Annotated in this window: 17 protein-coding genes; 10 read left to right on the top strand and 7 right to left on the bottom strand. The window is 40.8% G+C overall.

All coding sequences use genetic code 11. From position 1 onward, the window contains the following. Positions 1-104: 104 nt before the first annotated feature. On the bottom strand, positions 105-815 hold the full coding sequence (locus tag ICL16_RS43390; RefSeq protein ID WP_202895993.1) for an exonuclease: 711 nt from the start codon (positions 813-815) through the stop codon (positions 105-107). 229 nt (positions 816-1,044) lie between these two features. Here ICL16_RS43390 and ICL16_RS43385 point away from each other — a divergent pair, with 229 nt between their 5' ends. From ICL16_RS43385 to ICL16_RS43375, 3 genes are all read left to right on the top strand, one after another. After that, positions 1,045-1,458 (top strand): hypothetical protein, encoded by a 414-nt coding sequence (locus ICL16_RS43385; RefSeq protein ID WP_190838740.1) that lies wholly within the window; start codon positions 1,045-1,047, stop codon positions 1,456-1,458. Positions 1,459-1,600: 142 nt separating this feature from the next. After that, a complete protein-coding gene (locus tag ICL16_RS43380) occupies positions 1,601-2,950 on the top strand; it encodes a histidine phosphatase family protein (protein WP_190838738.1) in 1,350 nt (449 codons plus the stop codon). Positions 2,951-3,020: 70 nt separating this feature from the next. Continuing rightward, positions 3,021-4,304: a dihydroorotase gene (locus tag ICL16_RS43375; protein ID WP_190838736.1), complete on the top strand. Its 1,284-nt coding sequence runs from the start codon at positions 3,021-3,023 to the stop codon at positions 4,302-4,304. 128 nt (positions 4,305-4,432) lie between these two features. Here ICL16_RS43375 and ICL16_RS43370 read toward each other — a convergent pair whose 3' ends face one another. The 4 genes from ICL16_RS43370 to ICL16_RS43355 form a co-directional block, all read right to left on the bottom strand. Further along, positions 4,433-4,882 carry a HEPN domain-containing protein gene (locus ICL16_RS43370; RefSeq protein ID WP_190838733.1) on the bottom strand — a complete coding sequence of 150 codons (450 nt, stop codon included), beginning with the start codon at positions 4,880-4,882 and terminating at the stop codon, positions 4,433-4,435. Beyond that, positions 4,879-5,415, bottom strand: coding sequence for a hypothetical protein (locus ICL16_RS43365; RefSeq protein WP_190838731.1), 537 nt, complete (start codon positions 5,413-5,415; stop codon positions 4,879-4,881). Before ICL16_RS43365 ends, ICL16_RS43370 begins: the two co-directional genes overlap by 4 nt. 25 nt (positions 5,416-5,440) lie before the next feature. Further along, positions 5,441-6,127: a hypothetical protein gene (locus ICL16_RS43360; protein ID WP_190838729.1), complete on the bottom strand. Its 687-nt coding sequence runs from the start codon at positions 6,125-6,127 to the stop codon at positions 5,441-5,443. Between the two features lie 340 nt (positions 6,128-6,467). Beyond that, positions 6,468-8,033, bottom strand: a complete 1,566-nt coding sequence (locus ICL16_RS43355) for a phytoene desaturase family protein (protein ID WP_190838727.1) — start codon at positions 8,031-8,033, stop codon at positions 6,468-6,470. A 49-nt stretch (positions 8,034-8,082) separates the two neighbouring features. Here ICL16_RS43355 and ICL16_RS43350 point away from each other — a divergent pair, with 49 nt between their 5' ends. Together ICL16_RS43350 and ICL16_RS43345 are read left to right on the top strand one after the other, a co-directional pair. Further along, positions 8,083-8,865 (top strand): ABC transporter ATP-binding protein, encoded by a 783-nt coding sequence (locus ICL16_RS43350; RefSeq protein ID WP_190838725.1) that lies wholly within the window; start codon positions 8,083-8,085, stop codon positions 8,863-8,865. An 85-nt stretch (positions 8,866-8,950) separates the two neighbouring features. Then, entirely contained in the window at positions 8,951-10,423 is a 1,473-nt protein-coding gene (locus ICL16_RS43345; RefSeq protein WP_190838723.1) for an MlaD family protein, read from the top strand. A gap of 31 nt (positions 10,424-10,454) precedes the next feature. Here ICL16_RS43345 and ICL16_RS43340 read toward each other — a convergent pair whose 3' ends face one another. Beyond that, positions 10,455-10,733: a DUF3288 family protein gene (locus tag ICL16_RS43340; RefSeq protein ID WP_190838721.1), complete on the bottom strand. Its 279-nt coding sequence runs from the start codon at positions 10,731-10,733 to the stop codon at positions 10,455-10,457. A gap of 214 nt (positions 10,734-10,947) precedes the next feature. Here ICL16_RS43340 and ICL16_RS43335 point away from each other — a divergent pair, with 214 nt between their 5' ends. Next, entirely contained in the window at positions 10,948-13,410 is a 2,463-nt protein-coding gene (locus ICL16_RS43335) for an ATP-dependent Clp protease ATP-binding subunit (RefSeq protein WP_190838719.1), read from the top strand. 215 nt (positions 13,411-13,625) lie between these two features. After that, the gene (locus ICL16_RS43330; RefSeq protein ID WP_190838717.1) at positions 13,626-14,693 is read left to right on the top strand and encodes an AAA family ATPase; all 1,068 of its coding nucleotides are present in this window, start codon (positions 13,626-13,628) and stop codon (positions 14,691-14,693) included. Between the two features lie 102 nt (positions 14,694-14,795). On the opposite strand, the gene ICL16_RS43325 is transcribed toward ICL16_RS43330, so the two are convergent. Next, positions 14,796-16,457: a tetratricopeptide repeat protein gene (locus tag ICL16_RS43325; RefSeq protein ID WP_190838714.1), complete on the bottom strand. Its 1,662-nt coding sequence runs from the start codon at positions 16,455-16,457 to the stop codon at positions 14,796-14,798. Between the two features lie 495 nt (positions 16,458-16,952). Between ICL16_RS43325 and ICL16_RS43320 the strand changes: the two genes are divergently transcribed. Genes ICL16_RS43320 through dcm form a run of 3 tightly spaced genes read left to right on the top strand, consistent with a single transcriptional unit; the run spans position 16,953 to position 18,863 of the window. After that, positions 16,953-18,089 carry an AAA family ATPase gene (locus ICL16_RS43320; protein WP_190838712.1) on the top strand — a complete coding sequence of 379 codons (1,137 nt, stop codon included), beginning with the start codon at positions 16,953-16,955 and terminating at the stop codon, positions 18,087-18,089. Continuing rightward, positions 18,086-18,208: a hypothetical protein gene (locus ICL16_RS47090; RefSeq protein ID WP_273040238.1), complete on the top strand. Its 123-nt coding sequence runs from the start codon at positions 18,086-18,088 to the stop codon at positions 18,206-18,208. Before ICL16_RS43320 ends, ICL16_RS47090 begins: the two co-directional genes overlap by 4 nt. Positions 18,209-18,212: 4 nt before the next feature. Then, complete coding sequence (gene dcm / locus ICL16_RS43315; protein WP_337907230.1) at positions 18,213-18,863, top strand: DNA (cytosine-5-)-methyltransferase; 651 nt, start codon at positions 18,213-18,215, stop codon at positions 18,861-18,863. Positions 18,864-18,901 lie beyond the last annotated feature (38 nt).

The following is an 18,901-nucleotide window of genomic DNA, read 5'->3' as shown; positions in this document are numbered from 1 at the left end:
CTACTTCTTTTTTAGTTCTTATGTACTAAAATGGCGATGCGTTCTCCTATGTGCCAGTTAAGGGTGCGGAATGTGGGCTTTAAGAAGTCGGGTATATTCGCTATTCAAAGTTTTCTCCGTTGCCAATACTGAGCAACTCGTTTTTCCCATTGCATCCAGTAATCTTGCATTACTGTTCGTTCAAACCAAAATACCTCAGCTTCTCTTTCTGGTATGGCTACAACTAACAAAGCATGATTGATGTCAATATCATAATCGCGGTAATAATCATTCACTGCACCTAGATATGCTGTTAGTTGCAGTGGATATTCGTACAATCGTTCAACTGTACCTTTGGGTTTGTCTGCTGTTTTCCATTCGCAAACACAACTCACGCCTTTATAACTGGCAACACAATCAACTTTGCCACAATAACCCATTTGATAGTGAAAAACAGAGCCTTCCACGAGTCTAACTGTCTCAATTTCTTCTAAAACAGGTTTGATGCTTTCCCAATATGGGCGAGTCGCTTCGGAACAAACGGGATTTTCGCCCAGTAAGTAGCGTTCAATTTGTTTATGAGTATGAGTTCCGCGCCGACTAGCGGTAGTGGAAATACGAGTGGCTTCTTCTATACCTACACGAGTTTTCCAGTTGTTGAGCCTATCTCGTTCTGCTTGTGGTTTAGTCGCATCAAGTATCGTTGTCACACTGGGAATGCGGTTTCCATCAGTGTCTATATAGTATTGTTTACCATTTTCTCGCACTGATTTGGCATTGATCCGAGGCAGTAGTTCAGTATTAAATGGCACAGCTATACGGTTTTTTACAATCAATTGGTTGTTCTCAGTCTTCTGACTTAGTTCCTGAATAAGAGGTAAAAGTAATAAATATTTACTAACTTAAAGAAAAGTCGAATTTTAGCGCCAGGAGACGACAGCCCTCATCAACACTAACTACATCGTAGTTATTAACTGTTGACGATTAAGTTGTTTCTGGCAGATCTTAGAGTACAGATAGAGAATTTACTGGCGGAAAAATAAAAAATCCATTTGGAACACAGTTATGAAAAGTAAAATCACAGCTGCCTTGGCGATCGCCACAGCTATTGTAGGCTTAGGGAACCCAGTTTACGCACAATCGCCCAGAGCAAATACCAGCAATTATAACGGATCTGGTAATTCACTCACTGGCATAAACAACAGAACATCTCAACAGGACTTTGATAGATTTTTTTCACCCAATCAAAGTTCTGTGAACACTAGCACTAGCAATACTGGGGAAAATACTCTTTCCAACACAGGAACCTGGGAAGTTGGTAACCAACTCGAAGTACGTCGTAGCGTTACCCAACAAGTAACAGATCCAAATGGTATCCTTTTCCCACAAGCAGATCAATCCTTTAACGGTAATGACGGAGTGCAAGTGCAGTTTGATCTCACTGGAGCTAATAACGACAGTAGGAATAGATCAAAATAGCACTCTCCATGAATGAAGAACAACTATTAGCGCTCTTAGTGACAGCCCTAAGAGCGCTTTTTACACCTAAATCTATCTAACTTAAGTTACTTTGCGAACACTTTGCAGTAAAATTAGACCTTTAGATAGAGGAGGGCAAAAAGTGACTCGCGTCATCATAGTGCGCCACGGTCAAAGTACCTATAATACCGAAAAGCGTATTCAAGGACGCTCCGATGCGTCCACATTAACTGATAAAGGTTCCAACGATGCTATTCAAGTAGGCAAAGCCCTCAGGAACATTAAATTTGATGCAATTTATAGTAGTCCTCTACAAAGAGCCAAACATACAGCAGATATTATTCATCGGGAACTACTAACTTATTCTGGAGAAGTTGTTCCGCAAACAAGCGATTTGTTGCTGGAAATTGATCTCTGTGCTTGGGTAGGAATGCTGACGACTGAAGTTAAGCAGAAGTTTCCTGAAGACTACCGTGTTTGGCACGAAAGTCCCCACCAACTACAGATGCAAGTTGGTACTGGAGACTCAACAAAAGAATTTTTTCCTGTATTAGCTTTGTACGAACAAGCAAAGCAGTTTTGGCAAGAAGTTTTATCTCGCCATCAAGGCGAAACCATACTAATAGTGGGGCATAACGGTATTAATCGTGCTTTAATTGGCACTGCACTGTCAATCTCAGCAGCTCGTTACCATTCCCTACAGCAATCTAATTGTGGTATTAGTGTACTAAATTTTGCTGGTGGTTTGGGAGAATCAGTTCAACTAGAATCGATGAATCAAACCCAACATATGGGGGAAGTTCTGCCCTCTTTGCGCCCAGACCATCAAGGAGTACGATTATTGTTAGTGCGTCATGGGGAAACAGAATGGAACCGTCAAACTAGGTTTCAAGGTCAAATCGATGTTCCCCTGAACGATAATGGTAGGCGACAAGCAGCTTTATGTGGCGAGTTTCTTAAAGATGTGGCGATTGATTTTGCTGTGAGTAGCTCTATGCTACGTCCTCAAGAAACAGCAGAAATTATATTACAGCACCATCAAGGTATAAATTTGGAATTACTTGATGGTTTAAGGGAAATTAGCCACGGGCTTTGGGAAGGAAAATTAGAGAAAGAAATAGAAACTGAGTTTCCAGGAGAATTGCACCGTTGGCGGACAGTACCAGATGAGGTACAAATGCCAGAAGGAGAAAATTTACAGCAGGTGTGGGAACGTGCCGTTGCTGCTTGGGATTCTATTGTCCAAGATGCATTATCCAAGCAAGTTAAAACTGGGTTAGTAGTGGCTCATGATGCTACAAACAAAACCTTGCTGTGTCATATTCTTGGTTTATCAGCAAAGCAATTTTGGCATTTCCGTCAAGGTAATGGCGCAGTCAGCGTGATTGACTACCCTTGGGGATTAAATGGTTCGCCAGTTTTGCAAACAATGAATATCACCTCTCATTTTGGTGGAGGCGTATTGGATAAAACAGCAGCAGGAGCATTGTAAGAGTTATGAGTTATAAATTTTGAGTTTTAAATTAACACACTCTCTAACTCATAACTCAACGCTCAAAACTATGACAAGTGAATTACTACAACAAGTAAGGGTTATTAACCCTGTTTCTGGAACCGATCAAATTGCTGATGTACTGATTGCTGATGGCTATATCAGATCAGTTGCCAATAGTATTTATGATGTGCCAAATGACACTCAAATTAGAGATTGTCGCGGTATGGTACTAGGAACGGGTTTGGTGGATTTGTATAGTTACTCCGGGGAACCAGGGTTTGAAGAACGAGAAACTCTCAAGTCCCTGTTGCAGGCTGCTGCCGCTGGTGGCTTTACACGAGTTAACATTTTACCCAATACATCTCCACCAATCGATAACCCCGCTGTGGTAGCAAGCTTGCTTTCTCGTAGGGGAGCAGGGGGGCAGGGGAGTAGGGGATCCCTCACTCCCTCCCCTCATCTCCACATCTGGGGCGCACTTACCCAGGATTTTGCTGGTAAGCAAATGACGGAGTTGGCAGATTTGGCAGCGGCAGGAGTAGTTGGTTTTACTGATAGTCAACCTTGGGAAAATTTGCTCCTTGTGCGGCGAGTGTTGGAATATATTCAGCCTTTGCGCAAACCAGTTGCTTTTTGGTGTTGCGATCGCCAGTTAATGGCAAATGGCGTCATGCGCGAAGGCACAGACTCAATTCGCTTCGGTTTACCAGGTACTCCCCCTAGCGCTGAAACTTCGGCTATTACCGCTTTATTGGAATTGGTTGTTGCTACGGGTACTCCAGTACACATCATGCGCGTTTCCACTGCTCGCAGTGTCGAATTAATCGCCGCCGCCAAAGCTAGTGGTTTGCCGATTACTGCCAGCACTACTTGGATGCATCTTTTAATTGACACAAAAGCAATTAAAAGTTATAATACGGCGCTACGTTTAGAACCGCCTTTAGGTAATCCCAGTGATAGGGCAGCGTTACGGCGGGGAGTGCAGACGGGTGTCATAGATGCCATTGCTATTGATCATGCACCCTATAGTTACGAAGAAAAAACTGTTGCTTTTGCCGAAGCACCACCAGGGGCAATTGGTTTTGAGTTAGCTTTGCCCTTGTTGTGGCAGCATCTGGTAGAATCTGGGGAATATACAGCAAGTGAATTGTGGAAAGCTTTAAGTACCAATCCAGCCATGTGTTTGCAACAGAAGACGAGTGAAATAGCTCCCGGTGCAAAAGCCGAACTCACCTTATTTGATCCCCAACATAGTTGGAAAGTAGAGCAGCAAAACCTTCACACACTTTCTAGTAATACACCTTGGCTTGGACAACAACTTCAAGGTAGAGTTGTGCAAATTTGGTGTTAGTTTATTGATCCTGACGCGAAAAAGACTATAGCAAACAACCGCCTATGATATTGGTGGCGATCGCAGTGAAACGGTATTATAAGTTGCTATGGCGCTGTTTTTGTCAGTAGTGTTTGAAATTAACAAATTTATTTTTGTTCTAGCTTTCTTAGATGTTCAATAATTTGTTTGGCTATATTAACAGCATATTTTGCCTCGCTACTAAGTACTTGAAAAGATACAGAGTCTTGGTAATCAGCTTGATTTCTAATTTTTCTTAGGCGTTCAAGAAAAACGCCTATCCGATTGTAATCTCTGTTTTTATTGTCTCTAAATGTACTTATTATGAACTCATGAGGACGTGTCTTATATTCTTGCCATTCTTCTAATTGGTAATATCCTGCAACATCTCTTAAGTAACTTCTAGCAAGGCAAAAAGCTGAGTAGTAAGCCCTGCTGCTTGCACAACGTAACTTAGCTTCATTAATTGAGTTACTGTCTACACAGTCTGAAGGATTGTTTGACTGAACGAAAGAAGTATTAACTTCATTTAGGAGATGCTCTGCTAGAGCCAAATAACTATACCAGTCAAACTTCATTCAAATTCCAAACCGATATAAAGATTTAAACCTATACCTGAGGAAGCTTCTAGCCACCAGGTTTCATCTAAAACAGATAGCTTATTAAACGCTTCATCAGAACATTTTACATCCGTACAGATAGAAAGTACAAGTTTTTCCCATTCAGGATACTCATAATCCGAAGACACTTTTAGACTGAGCTTTTCATGTTGAAAATATTTCCTTATTTGTTTTTGAGCTTCTAACAATAAGGATACCATTTCTGAGTTTTTTAATACAAATTGAGCAAACTCTTTTTCATTTTCAATAGAAAAAACTTTTCCAATGCGTCGTATATTATAGGAAAGTCTACGGCTTCTCTGTACTTCTTTGTCCAGTAATTTTTCTACTGGACTTAACCAGACATCAGAAGACTGTATTAGTGGTAAAAATTTAGTATCTGAGTAAAGCGACAATTTAATTTCTTTAATCAAGTCTTTGCTGGTTAGTATATATGTGTATTCGAGTCCTAAACTTTTTTGTTTTCTTTCGTATAAACCTACTGTCAACATTAATTTACTCCTTCCTGTTTATTTACTAAGATTCAACTGTAGGATTTAAATAAGTAATATTTGCTTTACTTAACATCTTTTCAATAGCATTAGCAGTTTCTTCAGCCTTGTTCAATTGTTCTCTTAAGTTCTGTAAATCTTTAGAATCTAAAGCAACATAAAATTCTTTAAATCCATCTGCATCTCTGTACTCTATCTTTAAAGTATGAACGATTAGCGCTCCTGTTACATCTTTGTCTGAATCTGTTGACAACAATGGTCTTATATCAGTAATAATACGTGATTCAAGCAGAATACGTTCATACTCTTGTAACAAATTTACGGCTTTCGTCGAAAGCTTTAGTGAGGTATCGATTTCTAATAATTTAACTAACCTATCTTTAAAACTGTCTAGTTGCTCATCTGAAAATTCTTTGACAAAATCATCATCTGAAAGTATAGCCTCAATCAAATCTTCTGATATTTGTTCTATTGAACTATTTGTACTTTCCCGAAGCGCAAAAAAAGAAAGTATAGCTCTTACGATATCTCTAACATTTTCATCATCTAAATTTTCTAAATGGTTTTGAAACTCCAATAATATTTGATTTACATTAAATGCAACAGGAGCAGATTTAATTGCAGAAATTACTTGCTCAAAATTATGTTCACTAATTTTAATTAATTGAAATATTCCTGACTTTACCTGATTGGGAATTTGTGCAATTCTCATGTTTGATTAATCAACAAACTATAGATAACGATGTTGTGTACGTATTAGTAATTCCTGTTTAAGGAAATAACATATTTAATTCTTTTTGTTCATTTTGTCATACACTGAGTTACAAATAACAGCATAAATAATATTGTTGCTTTTAGTTGGGTTTTTGTTAACTGTGCAACATACACTACTTGTCAAGCAAAAATATATTTGTTAAGCCTGTTTTGGCTTTATTATAGTGTACTTCTAATGTAGATCATAAATGGACTGTTTCCAAGATTGGTAATGTCTGTAAGTATGGAAGAGCAAGTATTTCTGGCTTTTACCAGTACTAAAAACACAATAACATATATCAACTAATGAAAAACTGTCTTACCACTTGCGGGTTTACCAAGGTATTTGCGCACAAAATGCCAGAAGCTGCCACCGCTGGTACACCAATTCCTGGCATAGTGCTATCACCTACACGATACAATCCCTGTATTGGCGTGTGTATGCTGGGAAACATTCCTTTACCTGCGGCGATCGCCGGACCATAAGTTCCCTGGTATCTTCGTAAATAATGGGCATGGGTTAAAGGTGTGCCAATTAGTTCCAACACTACTCGCTCCCTAATATGTGGGATAATTCGTTCTAAAGCACGATATAAAGTTTGTGCTTTTGCGTGCTTCCTGTGTTCATACTGTTCATTCCGTTCCCATCCGGCATAGGGTTCCATAGTGTATGCATGAACCACATGATGTCCCTCTGGGGCAAGTGTCGCATCCCACACACTCGGAATTGATATCATACAGGTATTCCCTGGTGCTGTGATATCTGTGTCATTATCGTGTACTACGACATGATGTCCCGTCAAATTCTCTAAGCCATCTGCTTTGATGCCTAAATGTAAATGCATGAAACTATCTACAGCAGGCGTATTTAATGCTGTGTCACGGTAGGATGAGGGCAAGTCTTCTTTCCGCAATAACTGAGTGTAAGTATCCCAGAGACTCGCGTTAGATATTACTATAGGCGCTTTGATGATCCCCCCTTGCTCCCCTTGAAAAGCAGGGAATTTAGCCCCCCTTGAAAAGGGGGGTTGGGGGGTTCTTATCCGCACACCGGAGACGCCCCGGCGGGGCGTCTCTACCAAAATCTGTTCGACGTGACATCCTAGCAGCAATTTACCACCCCAACGTTCTAACCCCCGTACTAAGGCATTGACAATTGCTCCGCTACCTCCTACAGGATACTCAACACCGATGCGAGAACGTTCACCTAACATAAAAGCTACCTCTGGAGCAATAGTGCCATGAGCTTTTAAACCTGATAGTAGAAAGCATTCCAAGTCGATTAGTCTTCGTACCCAGGGGTCTTTCACTGTTGCATCCATGACATTACCTACTGATGATTGCACAGTAAGTAATTGTGGTAGCATTTTCAACAAAGATGGCAAGTAATTTCTCAGTAATACGGTAATCAACTGCCAATCTGCCCTTAAAGCTAAAGTTGGAATACCTTTCATTGCCTGGTAAAGTGGTAGCAAGCGTTCTTCAAACTGCTGGAGTTCTCTAGCACCTTGGGGCGTGATTTTAGCTACTTCTTCACGGTAGCGTTCTATATTACTATAAACAGGAAAAGTGCTTTCGGGAAAATGGTAATGTCCTAATGGGTCATAACTTATGGCTTCTATAGAAACGCCGATCGCATCAAGAACTTGTTTTATCGGATTTAAACTGTCGCTATGAGTTAGACCACAATAAAATGAAGGACCAGAATCAAATTCAAACCCCCGTCGTCTAAAATTATGAGCAGCGCCTCCAGGAATTGTATGGCTCTCACAGACAATTACCCGGAAACCATAACGAGCAAGTAACGCAGCAGCAGTTAAACCTCCAATACCGCTACCAACGACTATGACATCACTATCGTACATAATTGTTAATTGTTAATTGTTAGTTGTAAATAAATATTAACCATTAACCATGACAGAACCATTAATTGAACTCAAAGGTGTTTCTAAGTCCTTTGGTAATAATAAAGTTTTAGATAATGTAGACTTGACGATTTATCGTGGAGAGGCGCTGGGAATTATTGGTCCTAGTGGTACTGGTAAATCAACAATTTTACGGGTGATTGCTGGGTTAACTGAGCCAGATTCTGGAGAAGTTTACGTGCAAGGAGTGCGGCGAGAAGGGTTAATTGAAGATGGTGGTAATCCGGTGGGGATTGGGATGGTGTTTCAGCAAGCGGCGTTGTTTGATTCGTTGACAGTGGAGGAGAATGTGGGGTTTGCACTATTCCAGTATTCAAAACTACGCCGAGCGCGCATTCGAGAATTAGTTAATCATCGATTGGAGATGGTAGGCTTATCAGGAATAGGCGATCGCTACCCCGCCGAACTTTCTGGAGGGATGCGAAAACGGGTTAGTTTTGCTCGTGCTATTATGTCTAACCCTGATAACCCCAAAGACACACCAGAAGTTTTACTATACGATGAACCTACAGCCGGACTTGATCCAATTGCTTCAACGGTAATAGAAGATTTAATCAGACAGTTACAATGTACACAAGGAGTTTGTGGTACTTATGTTATAGTCACCCACCAAGATAGTACCATTCGTCGTACTGCTGACCAAATTGTGTTTCTTTATCATGGTAAAGTCCAGTGGCAAGGTACAGTCAGTGAATTAGATAGTACAGATAATCCTTTAATTAGACAATTTAGAAGTGGAAGTGTAGAAGGACCGATTCATGTCATAGGGTAGAAAGATTTTGGATTTTGGATTTGCTCTGCCATCTAAAATTTATTTTAAAATCTAAAATTTCAAATTCATCCGAGAGGAGGAAAAAATGCGAGATTTATTGTCAAGCCGCTTCACATCTAGGCGAGCATTTCGCGAAGGCTCAGCGGGGTTGTTGCTTTTACTAGGATTGGGAGTATTTGGAATCATATTTTTATGGTTGAATCGATATACTGCTGCTGGCAACACATACAAAGCTATTGTGGAGTTTGCTAACGCTGGTGGGATGCAAAAGGGCGCAGTTGTTCAATATCGTGGTGTAAAAGTAGGCAGTATTTCTGCTATTAGACCTAGAGCAAACTATGTTGAAGTAGAACTTGAATTTTTTCAACCTAATCTAATTATTCCTCGCGATGTGCTGATTGAAGCGAATCAATCCGGACTAATTAGCGAAAGTGTTATTGATATCACACCAAGAACACAGATTCCGCCTGGAATTACCATCGCTAAACCTCTAGACAAAAACTGTAATCCCCAAATGATCGTTTGTAACGGCTCTCGATTAAAAGGTCAAATTGGTATTAGTTTAGATCAACTTATTCGTTCTTCAACAGAATTAACAACTAGATACAGCAATCCTGAATTTTATAAAAATGTTAATAAAGCAGTAGAAAATACATCTTTAGCAGCAGCGAATGTCGCTGAACTAACTCGTAGTCTTACTGTTTTAAGTAAAAGCTTTCAACAACAACTCAGCAGCTTTACCGCTACTACCAATACTATTCAAAGATCTACAAATCAACTCACGGCATCTACTACCCAAACCTTAAATCAAATTAATACTACCGCAAATCAATTTGGTAATACAGCCAATCAATTTGGGGCAACAGCCAAAGAAATTCGTCTTACTACCGGGCAAGTCAATAAACTTGTGAACAACCTTGATAGTGTATTAACAAGCAACCGCTCTGCTCTAGTGACTACACTAAACAATATTAGTCAAACAAGCCAGCAACTACGTTCAACAGTTAACAGCCTTTCGCCTGCTGTGAATCGTGTTACTCAAGGCGAATTAATCAAAAACTTAGAAAGTCTCTCCGCAAATGCAGCACAAGCTTCTGCTAATTTACGCGATGTTACCAAGAATCTGAATAATCCTAATAATGTAACTTTGCTGCAACAAACTCTCGATTCAGCACGGGTAACATTTGAAAATACTCAGAAAATTACATCGGATTTAGATGAGTTAACAGGCGATCCCACTTTTCGCGAAAATTTACGACAACTAGTGAATGGTTTGAGTGGTTTAGTTTCTTCCACTCAACAAATGCACCAGCAAGTGCAAGTAGCCGCTACTTTAGAATCAGTACAAGCTACTGTTAATCAGTCAAGTGTTGTTAACCCTACTCCAAAAGAAAATCAAAAACAGGTGGTAGTGAATACCGCACCTACTACGATCAAATTAGACAGTACTGGGAAAGAAGTACCCACAACTATTATTTTCTCTCCTTCTTCCCAAGAAAAACTAGTCAAGCAGTTGAGAGAACATGGGGAGCAAAGGAGTGGGGGATTGGGGGAGTAGGGGAGTTTGTGAGTTTGTGAGCTACAAATGGCTAATTCCAGTCTTGTTCGTCTCGTTTACCGCGACTTTTGTAGATTCCCCCAATTTGATGAAGCTCTTGAGTTTTTGCATAAAGTTCAGCTTCACTCAAACCCCACTGTTGTAAGACTTTATCCAAATCTTGTTGGATGTCTCTTGCACCAGGAAAGCCTTGGTAACGAATTCGCAATCTGGCTAGTTCTACTAAATTATGGTCTGTCGCCTCGGCTGAGAGTAAACTATCAACAAGGGGGCGATCGCGATTGTACAAAGGATGTTGTTGGTCTTTCATATTTTAGATTGGGAATTGTCAGTAGGTTGTCAAAATTATTACTCCCCTACTCCCCATCTCAAATGAGACGGCTACCACACCTTAGATCTTACGGCTCTCCCCACTGCCACTCAAGTTTAAATAAAGATACATTGACATTAAGAAAGTACACAAAAGTTCAGGTGAGGGTGAAATACACCCAAAGCCCAAGCAGCAAGGGAGCAAAAACCCAACTATGTTTGAACACTTCACTTCCGAAGCAATTAAAGTAGTAATGCTAGCCCAAGAGGAAGCTCGTCGCTTGGGACACAATTTTGTAGGAACTGAGCAAATTCTCCTGGGTTTGATTGGAGAAGGAACAGGGGTTGCTGCCAAAGTGCTGACAGACTTGGGCGTAAACCTCAAAGATGCACGTCGCGAAGTCGAAAGAATTATTGGACGGGGTTCTGGTTTTGTACCACCAGAAATTCCTTTTACTCCTAAGGTGAAAAGTTTATTTGAGCAATCATTTAAAGAAGCTCGTAGTCTAGGTCATAACTATATTGGTACTGAACACTTACTCTTAGGATTAAGCGAAGCAGGTGAAGGAGTAGCAGCTAAAGTACTGCAAAATCTGGGACTTGATCTTTCACAAGTCCGCACTGCGGTAATTCGTCGTTTAGGTGAAGTTACACCTGTTTCCGCTGGTAATCGTGGTGGTGGCAATAATAGACGTAGCCAAAATCTCACAATAGAGGAATTCGGTAGAAATCTTACCAGATTAGCACTTGAAGGTAAGCTCGACCCGATGATTGGTCGTGAAAAGGAAGTTGAGCGTACTATCCAAATTCTCGGTCGTCGGACTAAGAATAACCCCGTTCTGATTGGGGAGCCTGGTGTCGGTAAAACAGCGATCGCCGAAGGTTTAGCTCAACGCATTGTCAACCAAGACGTACCCGATATTCTCCAAGACAAGCAAGTCATTAGCCTCGATATGGGGGCAGTGGTTTCTGGAACTCGCTTCCGGGGCGACTTTGAAGAACGCCTCAAGAAAATCATGGAAGAAGTCCGCTCCAATGGCAATATCATCCTAGTGATAGATGAAATTCACACTTTGGTTGGTGCAGGCGGCACAGAAGGTGGTATGGATGCTGCTAACATCCTGAAGCCAGCACTAGCACGGGGTGAACTACAGTGCATTGGTGCGACTACTCTGGATGAGTATCGTCAGCACATTGAGCGAGATGCAGCTTTAGAACGTCGTTTCCAACCAATTAAGGTAGGAGAACCCTCGGTAGAAGAAACAGTTCAGATTCTCCAAGGTTTACGCTCAGTTTACGAGCAACACCACAAAGTTCAAATTACTGATGCCGCACTAGTCGCTGCAGCTAATTTGTCAGATCGTTACATTAGCGATCGCTTCTTACCTGATAAAGCCATCGACTTGATTGATGAGGCAGGTTCTCGCGTTCGTCTGCGTAACTCTATGGCTTCTCAAGCTCGCGAATTGAAGCGCGAACTACTTGGTGTTACCAAAGACAAGCAAGAGGCAGTCAAAGTACAAGATTTTGACAAAGCTGGAAAACTGCGCGATCGCGAGTTGGAACTAGAAACCCAAATCCAAGCAGAACCACAAAACAGTCAATATGTCAACACCCCTAATGTAGATGAGGAAGACATTGCCCAAATTGTGGCTTCTTGGACAGGCGTACCAGTTAACAAGCTCACTGAATCTGAGTCAGAGTTGTTGCTGCACCTAGAAGACACTCTCCACCAGCGTCTCATCGGTCAAGAGCAAGCAGTGACTGCTGTTTCTAAAGCCATCCGTCGCGCCAGAGTTGGGTTGAAAAATCCTGACAGACCAATTGCTAGCTTTATCTTCTCCGGTCCTACTGGGGTAGGTAAGACAGAATTGGCGAAAGCATTGGCATCCTACTTCTTCGGCGCAGAAGATGCGATGATTCGCCTTGACATGTCCGAGTTCATGGAACGTCACACCGTTTCCAAACTCATCGGTTCACCTCCTGGTTACGTAGGATACGACGAAGGCGGACAACTCACCGAAGCAGTACGTCGCAGACCATACACAGTGGTGCTATTCGACGAAATCGAGAAAGCACACCCCGATGTATTCAATATGCTGCTGCAAATCTTGGATGACGGTCGGTTGACTGATGCTAAAGGTCGCACAGTAGACTTCAAGAACACGCTGTTGATTATGACATCTAACATCGGTTCTAAGGTGATTGAGAAAGGTGGCGGTGGTTTGGGCTTCGAGTTCATTCAAGATCAAGCTGAAGCTAGTTACAACCGCATCAAGACTTTGGTGAATGAGGAATTAAAAGCTTACTTCCGTCCAGAGTTCCTTAACCGTGTTGATGATATTATCGTCTTCACTCAGTTGAAGAAGGATGAAGTTAAGCAAATCTCCGAAATTATGCTGCGTGAAGTTGCTAGTCGCTTGACTGAAAAGGGCATTACTTTAGAAGTTAGCGATCGCTTCAAAGACCTAGTAGTCCAAGAAGGCTACAACCCCAGCTACGGTGCTAGACCATTACGTCGGGCAATTATGCGCCTGTTGGAAGATCCTCTAGCAGAAGCGTTGCTGTCAGGTCAAATCACCGAAGGCGATACCGCTATTATTGATGTTGACGACGACGGGCAGGTAAGAGTTAACAAGTCAGAGCAACGTGAATTGTTACTCGCCAACATTGGCTAAACTTACCTCCTTTTGGGAATAGATCCCCGACTTCTTAAAGAAGTCGGGGATCTTGGCATATTAAGTAAGTAGGTAAAATTAAATATAAAATAAATTCTACGTTCGTAGTAAGCGCTTAAGCGCTCAGAGCTTAGGTTATAAGGGCTAGAGCCGCTTACTACAAACTTTCGTTTATTTACACATACTTACTTATTACTGAAGCCATAAATTCAGCTATGTTACGCTCATTTACACTTAAAAACTTTCGTTGTTTCCAGAACTTTACGCTTGAGCCACTGGAACGAATTAACTTAATTGCTGGTAAGAATAACGTTGGTAAAACAACATTACTAGAAGCTATTTTGATTTTCATTAATCCAATTCCTGAAGCATTATTTCAGGTTAATAGTGTTCGCGGTATTTTCAGCAAAGGTCGATTTGAAAAGCTCGAAGAATTGAGAGAGTTATTGTTCAACCAAGATGTAAACAAGGTAATTGAAATAGGCGGTTTAGAAGACAACAATCAGCAATCTCTAAAAATTCGTTTCGCTGAATTAGAAGAAGCTAAGATACTACGACGTTCATTGTTTGATGAAATTGAGCTTCTCCAAGCTAAGGAATCACTTACAACAAAAGTTAGACCACATGATACCTTAGTCTTTGAGTACCAAGACGATACAACTAAAAAAATCTCTCACATTGCTTTGACAGTTAATGGCGGTACTGTCGGAGAATATTATCGTCGAGAAAATCCTGTGGGCATATATCTTACAACCAATACTCGCTCCCCAAAAGAAGATGCTGTACGTTTTAGCAGACTAGCACTTGTAAAGCAGCAAGAAGAAGTTTTAGAAACTCTCCGTCTTTTAGAGCCACGCTTACAAAGTCTTACCGTATTGGTGGAACGTGAAGCTATGATATACGGCGACATTGGTGTGTCTAAGCTTGTACCATTACCGCTGATGGGAGAAGGAATGAATCGTTTGCTCTCGATTGTGTTGGCGATCGCCAATGCTAAAGGTGGAACAATTTTAATTGACGAGATAGAAAATGGGCTGCATCACTCAGTTTTGACTGATGTTTGGAAAGTAATAGCCGATGCTGCTCGTCGCGCTGACGTACAGATATTTGCCACTACCCACAGTTATGAGTGTATAATAGCTGCTCACCAAGCTTTTGAGAGTAGCGAGCAATATGATTTCCGTTACCATCGACTTGAGCGAGTAGATGATGAAATTCAAGCGATTACTTATGATAGGGAAAACTTGGCAACCTCTGAGGAATTTAACTGGGAGACACGCTGATGTAAGAGCGAACTACAGTTACCGTTCAAACTGGAGTGCCATGCTCTGGATTCCGTAAACTAAAGAGCTGCCATTTTCTTGAATCTTATAGCCCAAATAGAATCATCTATACCACTCACACTGATTGCATCGCGATTTAAGTGCCTCTTTGTTAGGTAAATAAGCTGATATCTTCGGCAGTTGCAAAGATTTACCATCCATTTCCCCATAAGAAGTACGACGCAAACTAGGAGCAAGGTGTACGCGCATTGTCTCCGGGTTAATAGCAATCAGGTTAAGGTCAAAAAGTGTATGTATATCTGCCCGCAGAAGTAATCCATTTGAGGGGTGATTATTTTCAGTCTCAATGTAGGGAATAATATGTGCAGCTTCCAAGGCTTCTTGTGCATCGTATCCAGTAATAGCACAGCGATAATTGTAGGCTTCAAGCAAACTTTGACGAAACTGAGGTTGTCCTTGCCGTCGAGCAATACATACAGTAATTCGCTCTCTAGCTTGCTTTATACTTTTTGGAGTGAAAAAACCGTCAGCTTCAATAAGTTCTTGTCCCCCTACAAGCTTTTTTATTTCTACTAAATGAGTGCGGTCAATCTTCTCTGAAATTACCTGACCGTTCTCTTTATAAGTGTCTTCAAGAAGAGTATTTAAAATCGGTTGTTTGGGAGTATAATTGTATGTTGTTTTGACTGCAGTGGGTCTACCATTAAACGCTTCAGGAATTTCCTTAATATCTTCAATATTCGCATTACTAGTAACACTTAGAGACTGAATAAGGTTCAATGCCTCCTGATAATATTCTATCCATCCACCTTCCTTATAAAGAGCAGCAGCTTTCTTTAAATCTTCAATTGCTCCTGTTTTATCGCATAAATAATAGCGAGCAATACCCCGATATTCGTATACGTCGGGATAATTATCAACAATTTTAATAGCATGATTATAATCTTCAACAGCTTTTTGATAATTTTTTAAATCTTTGTAAACATTTCCTCGGTTGATGTAGTATGCAGCATCTTCCGAATCAAATCGAATAGCCTGGTTGTAATCCTCTATTGCTCCTTCTAAATCCCCCAGTTTATAACGAGCATTTCCACGCTTGTTATAGACTCTATCATAAATTTGAAGATAACATTTTATCTCAAACACCTTATTATAATCCTCAATTGCTCCTTGGTCATCACCTAAGTTAGCACGAGCATCACCAAGATCAATGTATAATAAATAAGCTAATTGTCCCCGCCAGCCATAAAACCGAAAATCCTCATAATTTAACTGAAGTGCCTGCTTATATTCCTCAATAGCCCCCTCATAATCTCCTAATTCATTGCGGATTAGACCACGTTGATAGTATGCAAAGGGATAGTGAGGGTTAAGCTGAATTGCCCTGTCAGAATCTTCAAGAGCTTCTTTATATTCTCCTTGAAAGTAATATAGTTCTGCCCGATAATTATATTCATATGCATCGTTAGGATTTAAATCTATAGCCTTGGTGCAATCCTCAATTGCTCCTTTGTAATCTCCCAAATTTCTGCGTTCATAACTCCGCATACTGTAGGCACTAGCGTCATTTGGATTAATCCGAATTGCTTGAGTATAATCTTCAAATGCTCCTTGGTAGTCTTCTAATTGACTGCGAACATCAGCTCGTTGTTTATAAGTATTAGCATCATTTGGATTTATCCGAATTGCCTTATTCCAATTTGCCAACTCGCGTCTTAACTCATCATTAAAATCGATTGATTGTTCTGGATTATAATCTTCCATATTGTCCTTTAAAGCCAATCACCGAACCTTTATCACTACCATTGTCATCCCAACCAGTCACAATACCCCAGAAGAAGAGCTTACGAGGTAGCTGAGATGATTGTGTATCTTGTGTAGGACTTGTTCAACAGGTTCTTCTTCCGCCCCAACAATATATAGCAGGGGATAGCGGACGCGGATCATTAAAAACTCCTGATGTCGGTAATGGTAACTTCTTATTAGTTATTGTTCCCAATTGGTCTAGAAAAAACTCATCTCATACACATTTTCATTGCTACCGCACTCAACTTGGCATTGAGCAAGCTTTTTGAAGGGTAGATGCGATCGCATCTAATCGGGGGACGAGAATCATTGGAAAAGAAAATCGACACCCACCCCCTCTTGTAGATTGGATTTTTAATTAAAAAAAGCGATATAATCAAATTTTGCTCTTAAACTAGTGGATAAAAGTGTCTAAAGATAGTACAGGATGGGCTAAAATACGGGTTTAGCTAGATGAAAAATCTTGAAAGTCTAACCATCCACCAGTTTCGAGGTTTACAGAACCTAGAGTTAAAGAATCTGGGGCAGATTAACCTCCTTGTTGGAGTGAACAATGCAGGTAAAACCAGTGTATTGGAGGCAATATCAACTTACTGCCGTCCATTAGAGCTATCGGAGTGGTTTGCTACAGCATGGCGAAGAGAGATCAGTCCATACCGTAGCCCTAGATTAGATGCTCTCAAGTGGTTGTTTCCTCAGGATAGACAAGGAAGACAAGTTCAGAATTACGAACAAGAGATTTTCATGTCTGGAACAGGTGTATTTCCAGTCAGGAAGCTTGTCGCCAGATACCAAGAATTTGAAGGAACATGGATAGCCAAAGAAACATTTAGTGATGAAGAAATTAATCACGGCGATGAAAGTCTTGAAGATGATTTCGATAGAACAAAACTTGGCGCAGAATTAGAGATAAGAGTTACTCCTGATCAGAAGCACCTATTCGAGGATGATATAGTCGAAAAGTTTCAGATATGGGAGAATGACAGAGTCATAACCAGAAGGGGGCAGAAAAATTTAGCATTGCCCGTTTCTACGATTACCCCATTTTCTCATCGGGCGGAACGTTTTCAGATTCGACTTCTTTCAGAAGCCACGTTTCAAGACTTCAAACCTGAAGTTATAAATTTACTTAAATATATGGATTCTGGGATCGTTGATCTTGAGATTCTTGTACCTCCTAGTCAGAAATTATCCCGTCCTAGTGTATACATTAGCCATCAACAAACAGGTATTGCACCAATCAGTTCTTTTGGGGACGGTGTACCTCGCTTGCTATTAATGGCTTTAATGCTAGCTAGAGTGCAAAAGGGTATCTTGCTCATTGATGAGCTAGGAACAGCTATTCATACTGAAGCTCTCCAACGTTCCTTTCAGTGGCTAGTTGATTGGTCTCAAAAAATGAACGTACAACTTTTTGCGACTACTCACAGTCTTGAAGTGATTGATACACTACTATTTGCAACTAATCCAGAGCTTGATTTAGTAGTTTACCGATTAGAACAAGAGAAGTCAAAAACTAATGTAGTGCGGCTTGATTGGAATATGCTTAAAACGCTTCGGGAGGACTTAGGACAGGAGGTCCGCTGGTGAGTCTTAATTATGCGCTTATTGGAGTTGAAGGTCCTCACGATCAAGCATTTGTAGGCAAAGTACTCAAGATTCTTGGCTTTAAAAAATTTACAGGAGAGGAGCGTGTTCTAGTTTCCTAAACAGGTGGGCAGTGTAGATTTAAGTTCTCCACGAACAGGTGTTTATATACTTCCAGATAACAACCAAAAGGGTGTACTAGAAACTCTTCTTTGTAGTTGTGGAGAGATTGCTTATCCTTTTCATATGGAAAAAGCGATAGTTGCTCTATTCTCAGGTTGCGGGGGCTTAGATTTAGGTTTCCGTAGAGCAGGTTTCAATGTTGTATGGGCAAATGAATATGATAAAGACATTTGGGCAACTTACGAAAAGAACCATCTGGATACAATTTTAGATAGGCGAGACATTCGGAAAATTTCTTCAGGAGAAATCCCTGATTGTATTGGTATTATAGGCGGACCTCCATGCCAAAGCTGGAGCGAAGCAGGTAGCCAGCGCGGAATCAATGATGAGCGCGGTCAATTATTTTTAGAATATGTTCGGATTCTCAAAGATAAGCAACCTTTATTTTTCCTTGCAGAAAATGTTTCTGGTATGCTTCATAAAAAGCACTCGTGTGCCTTAAATAATATAATTGCAGCTTTTGTTGAAGCTGGTTACGTTATCTCATATACAGCGCTTTGCATCTCAATGGAGTATACCCCTCCCTACCCTCCCCTTAGAAGGGGAGGGTGCGCGATAGCGCGGGTGGGGTATTTTTGTACCTCATTAAGTTAAAATTTGCTGTAAGTTACTAAACGCTTGAGTTTGGTGTT

Source organism: Iningainema tapete BLCC-T55, from assembly GCF_014698965.1.
Lineage (GTDB): Bacteria > Cyanobacteriota > Cyanobacteriia > Cyanobacteriales > Nostocaceae > Iningainema > Iningainema tapete.
This window is presented reverse-complemented; position numbering and strand designations above follow the sequence as displayed.

Bases quoted from the DNA above. Each gene is read 5' to 3' on its own strand.
- ICL16_RS43375 (WP_190838736.1), top strand. From the start codon at position 3,021: ATGACAAGTGAATTACTACAACAAGTAAGGGTTATTAACCCTGTTTCT.
- ICL16_RS43345 (WP_190838723.1), top strand. From the start codon at position 8,951: ATGCGAGATTTATTGTCAAGCCGCTTCACATCTAGGCGAGCATTTCGC.
- ICL16_RS43355 (WP_190838727.1), bottom strand. From the start codon at position 8,033: ATGTACGATAGTGATGTCATAGTCGTTGGTAGCGGTATTGGAGGTTTA.
- ICL16_RS43360 (WP_190838729.1), bottom strand. From the start codon at position 6,127: ATGAGAATTGCACAAATTCCCAATCAGGTAAAGTCAGGAATATTTCAA.
- ICL16_RS43325 (WP_190838714.1), bottom strand. From the start codon at position 16,457: ATGGAAGATTATAATCCAGAACAATCAATCGATTTTAATGATGAGTTA.
- ICL16_RS43385 (WP_190838740.1), top strand. From the start codon at position 1,045: ATGAAAAGTAAAATCACAGCTGCCTTGGCGATCGCCACAGCTATTGTA.
- ICL16_RS43370 (WP_190838733.1), bottom strand. From the start codon at position 4,882: ATGAAGTTTGACTGGTATAGTTATTTGGCTCTAGCAGAGCATCTCCTA.
- ICL16_RS43350 (WP_190838725.1), top strand. From the start codon at position 8,083: ATGACAGAACCATTAATTGAACTCAAAGGTGTTTCTAAGTCCTTTGGT.
- ICL16_RS43330 (WP_190838717.1), top strand. From the start codon at position 13,626: ATGTTACGCTCATTTACACTTAAAAACTTTCGTTGTTTCCAGAACTTT.
- ICL16_RS43335 (WP_190838719.1), top strand. From the start codon at position 10,948: ATGTTTGAACACTTCACTTCCGAAGCAATTAAAGTAGTAATGCTAGCC.
- ICL16_RS43320 (WP_190838712.1), top strand. From the start codon at position 16,953: ATGAAAAATCTTGAAAGTCTAACCATCCACCAGTTTCGAGGTTTACAG.
- ICL16_RS43340 (WP_190838721.1), bottom strand. From the start codon at position 10,733: ATGAAAGACCAACAACATCCTTTGTACAATCGCGATCGCCCCCTTGTT.
- ICL16_RS43365 (WP_190838731.1), bottom strand. From the start codon at position 5,415: ATGTTGACAGTAGGTTTATACGAAAGAAAACAAAAAAGTTTAGGACTC.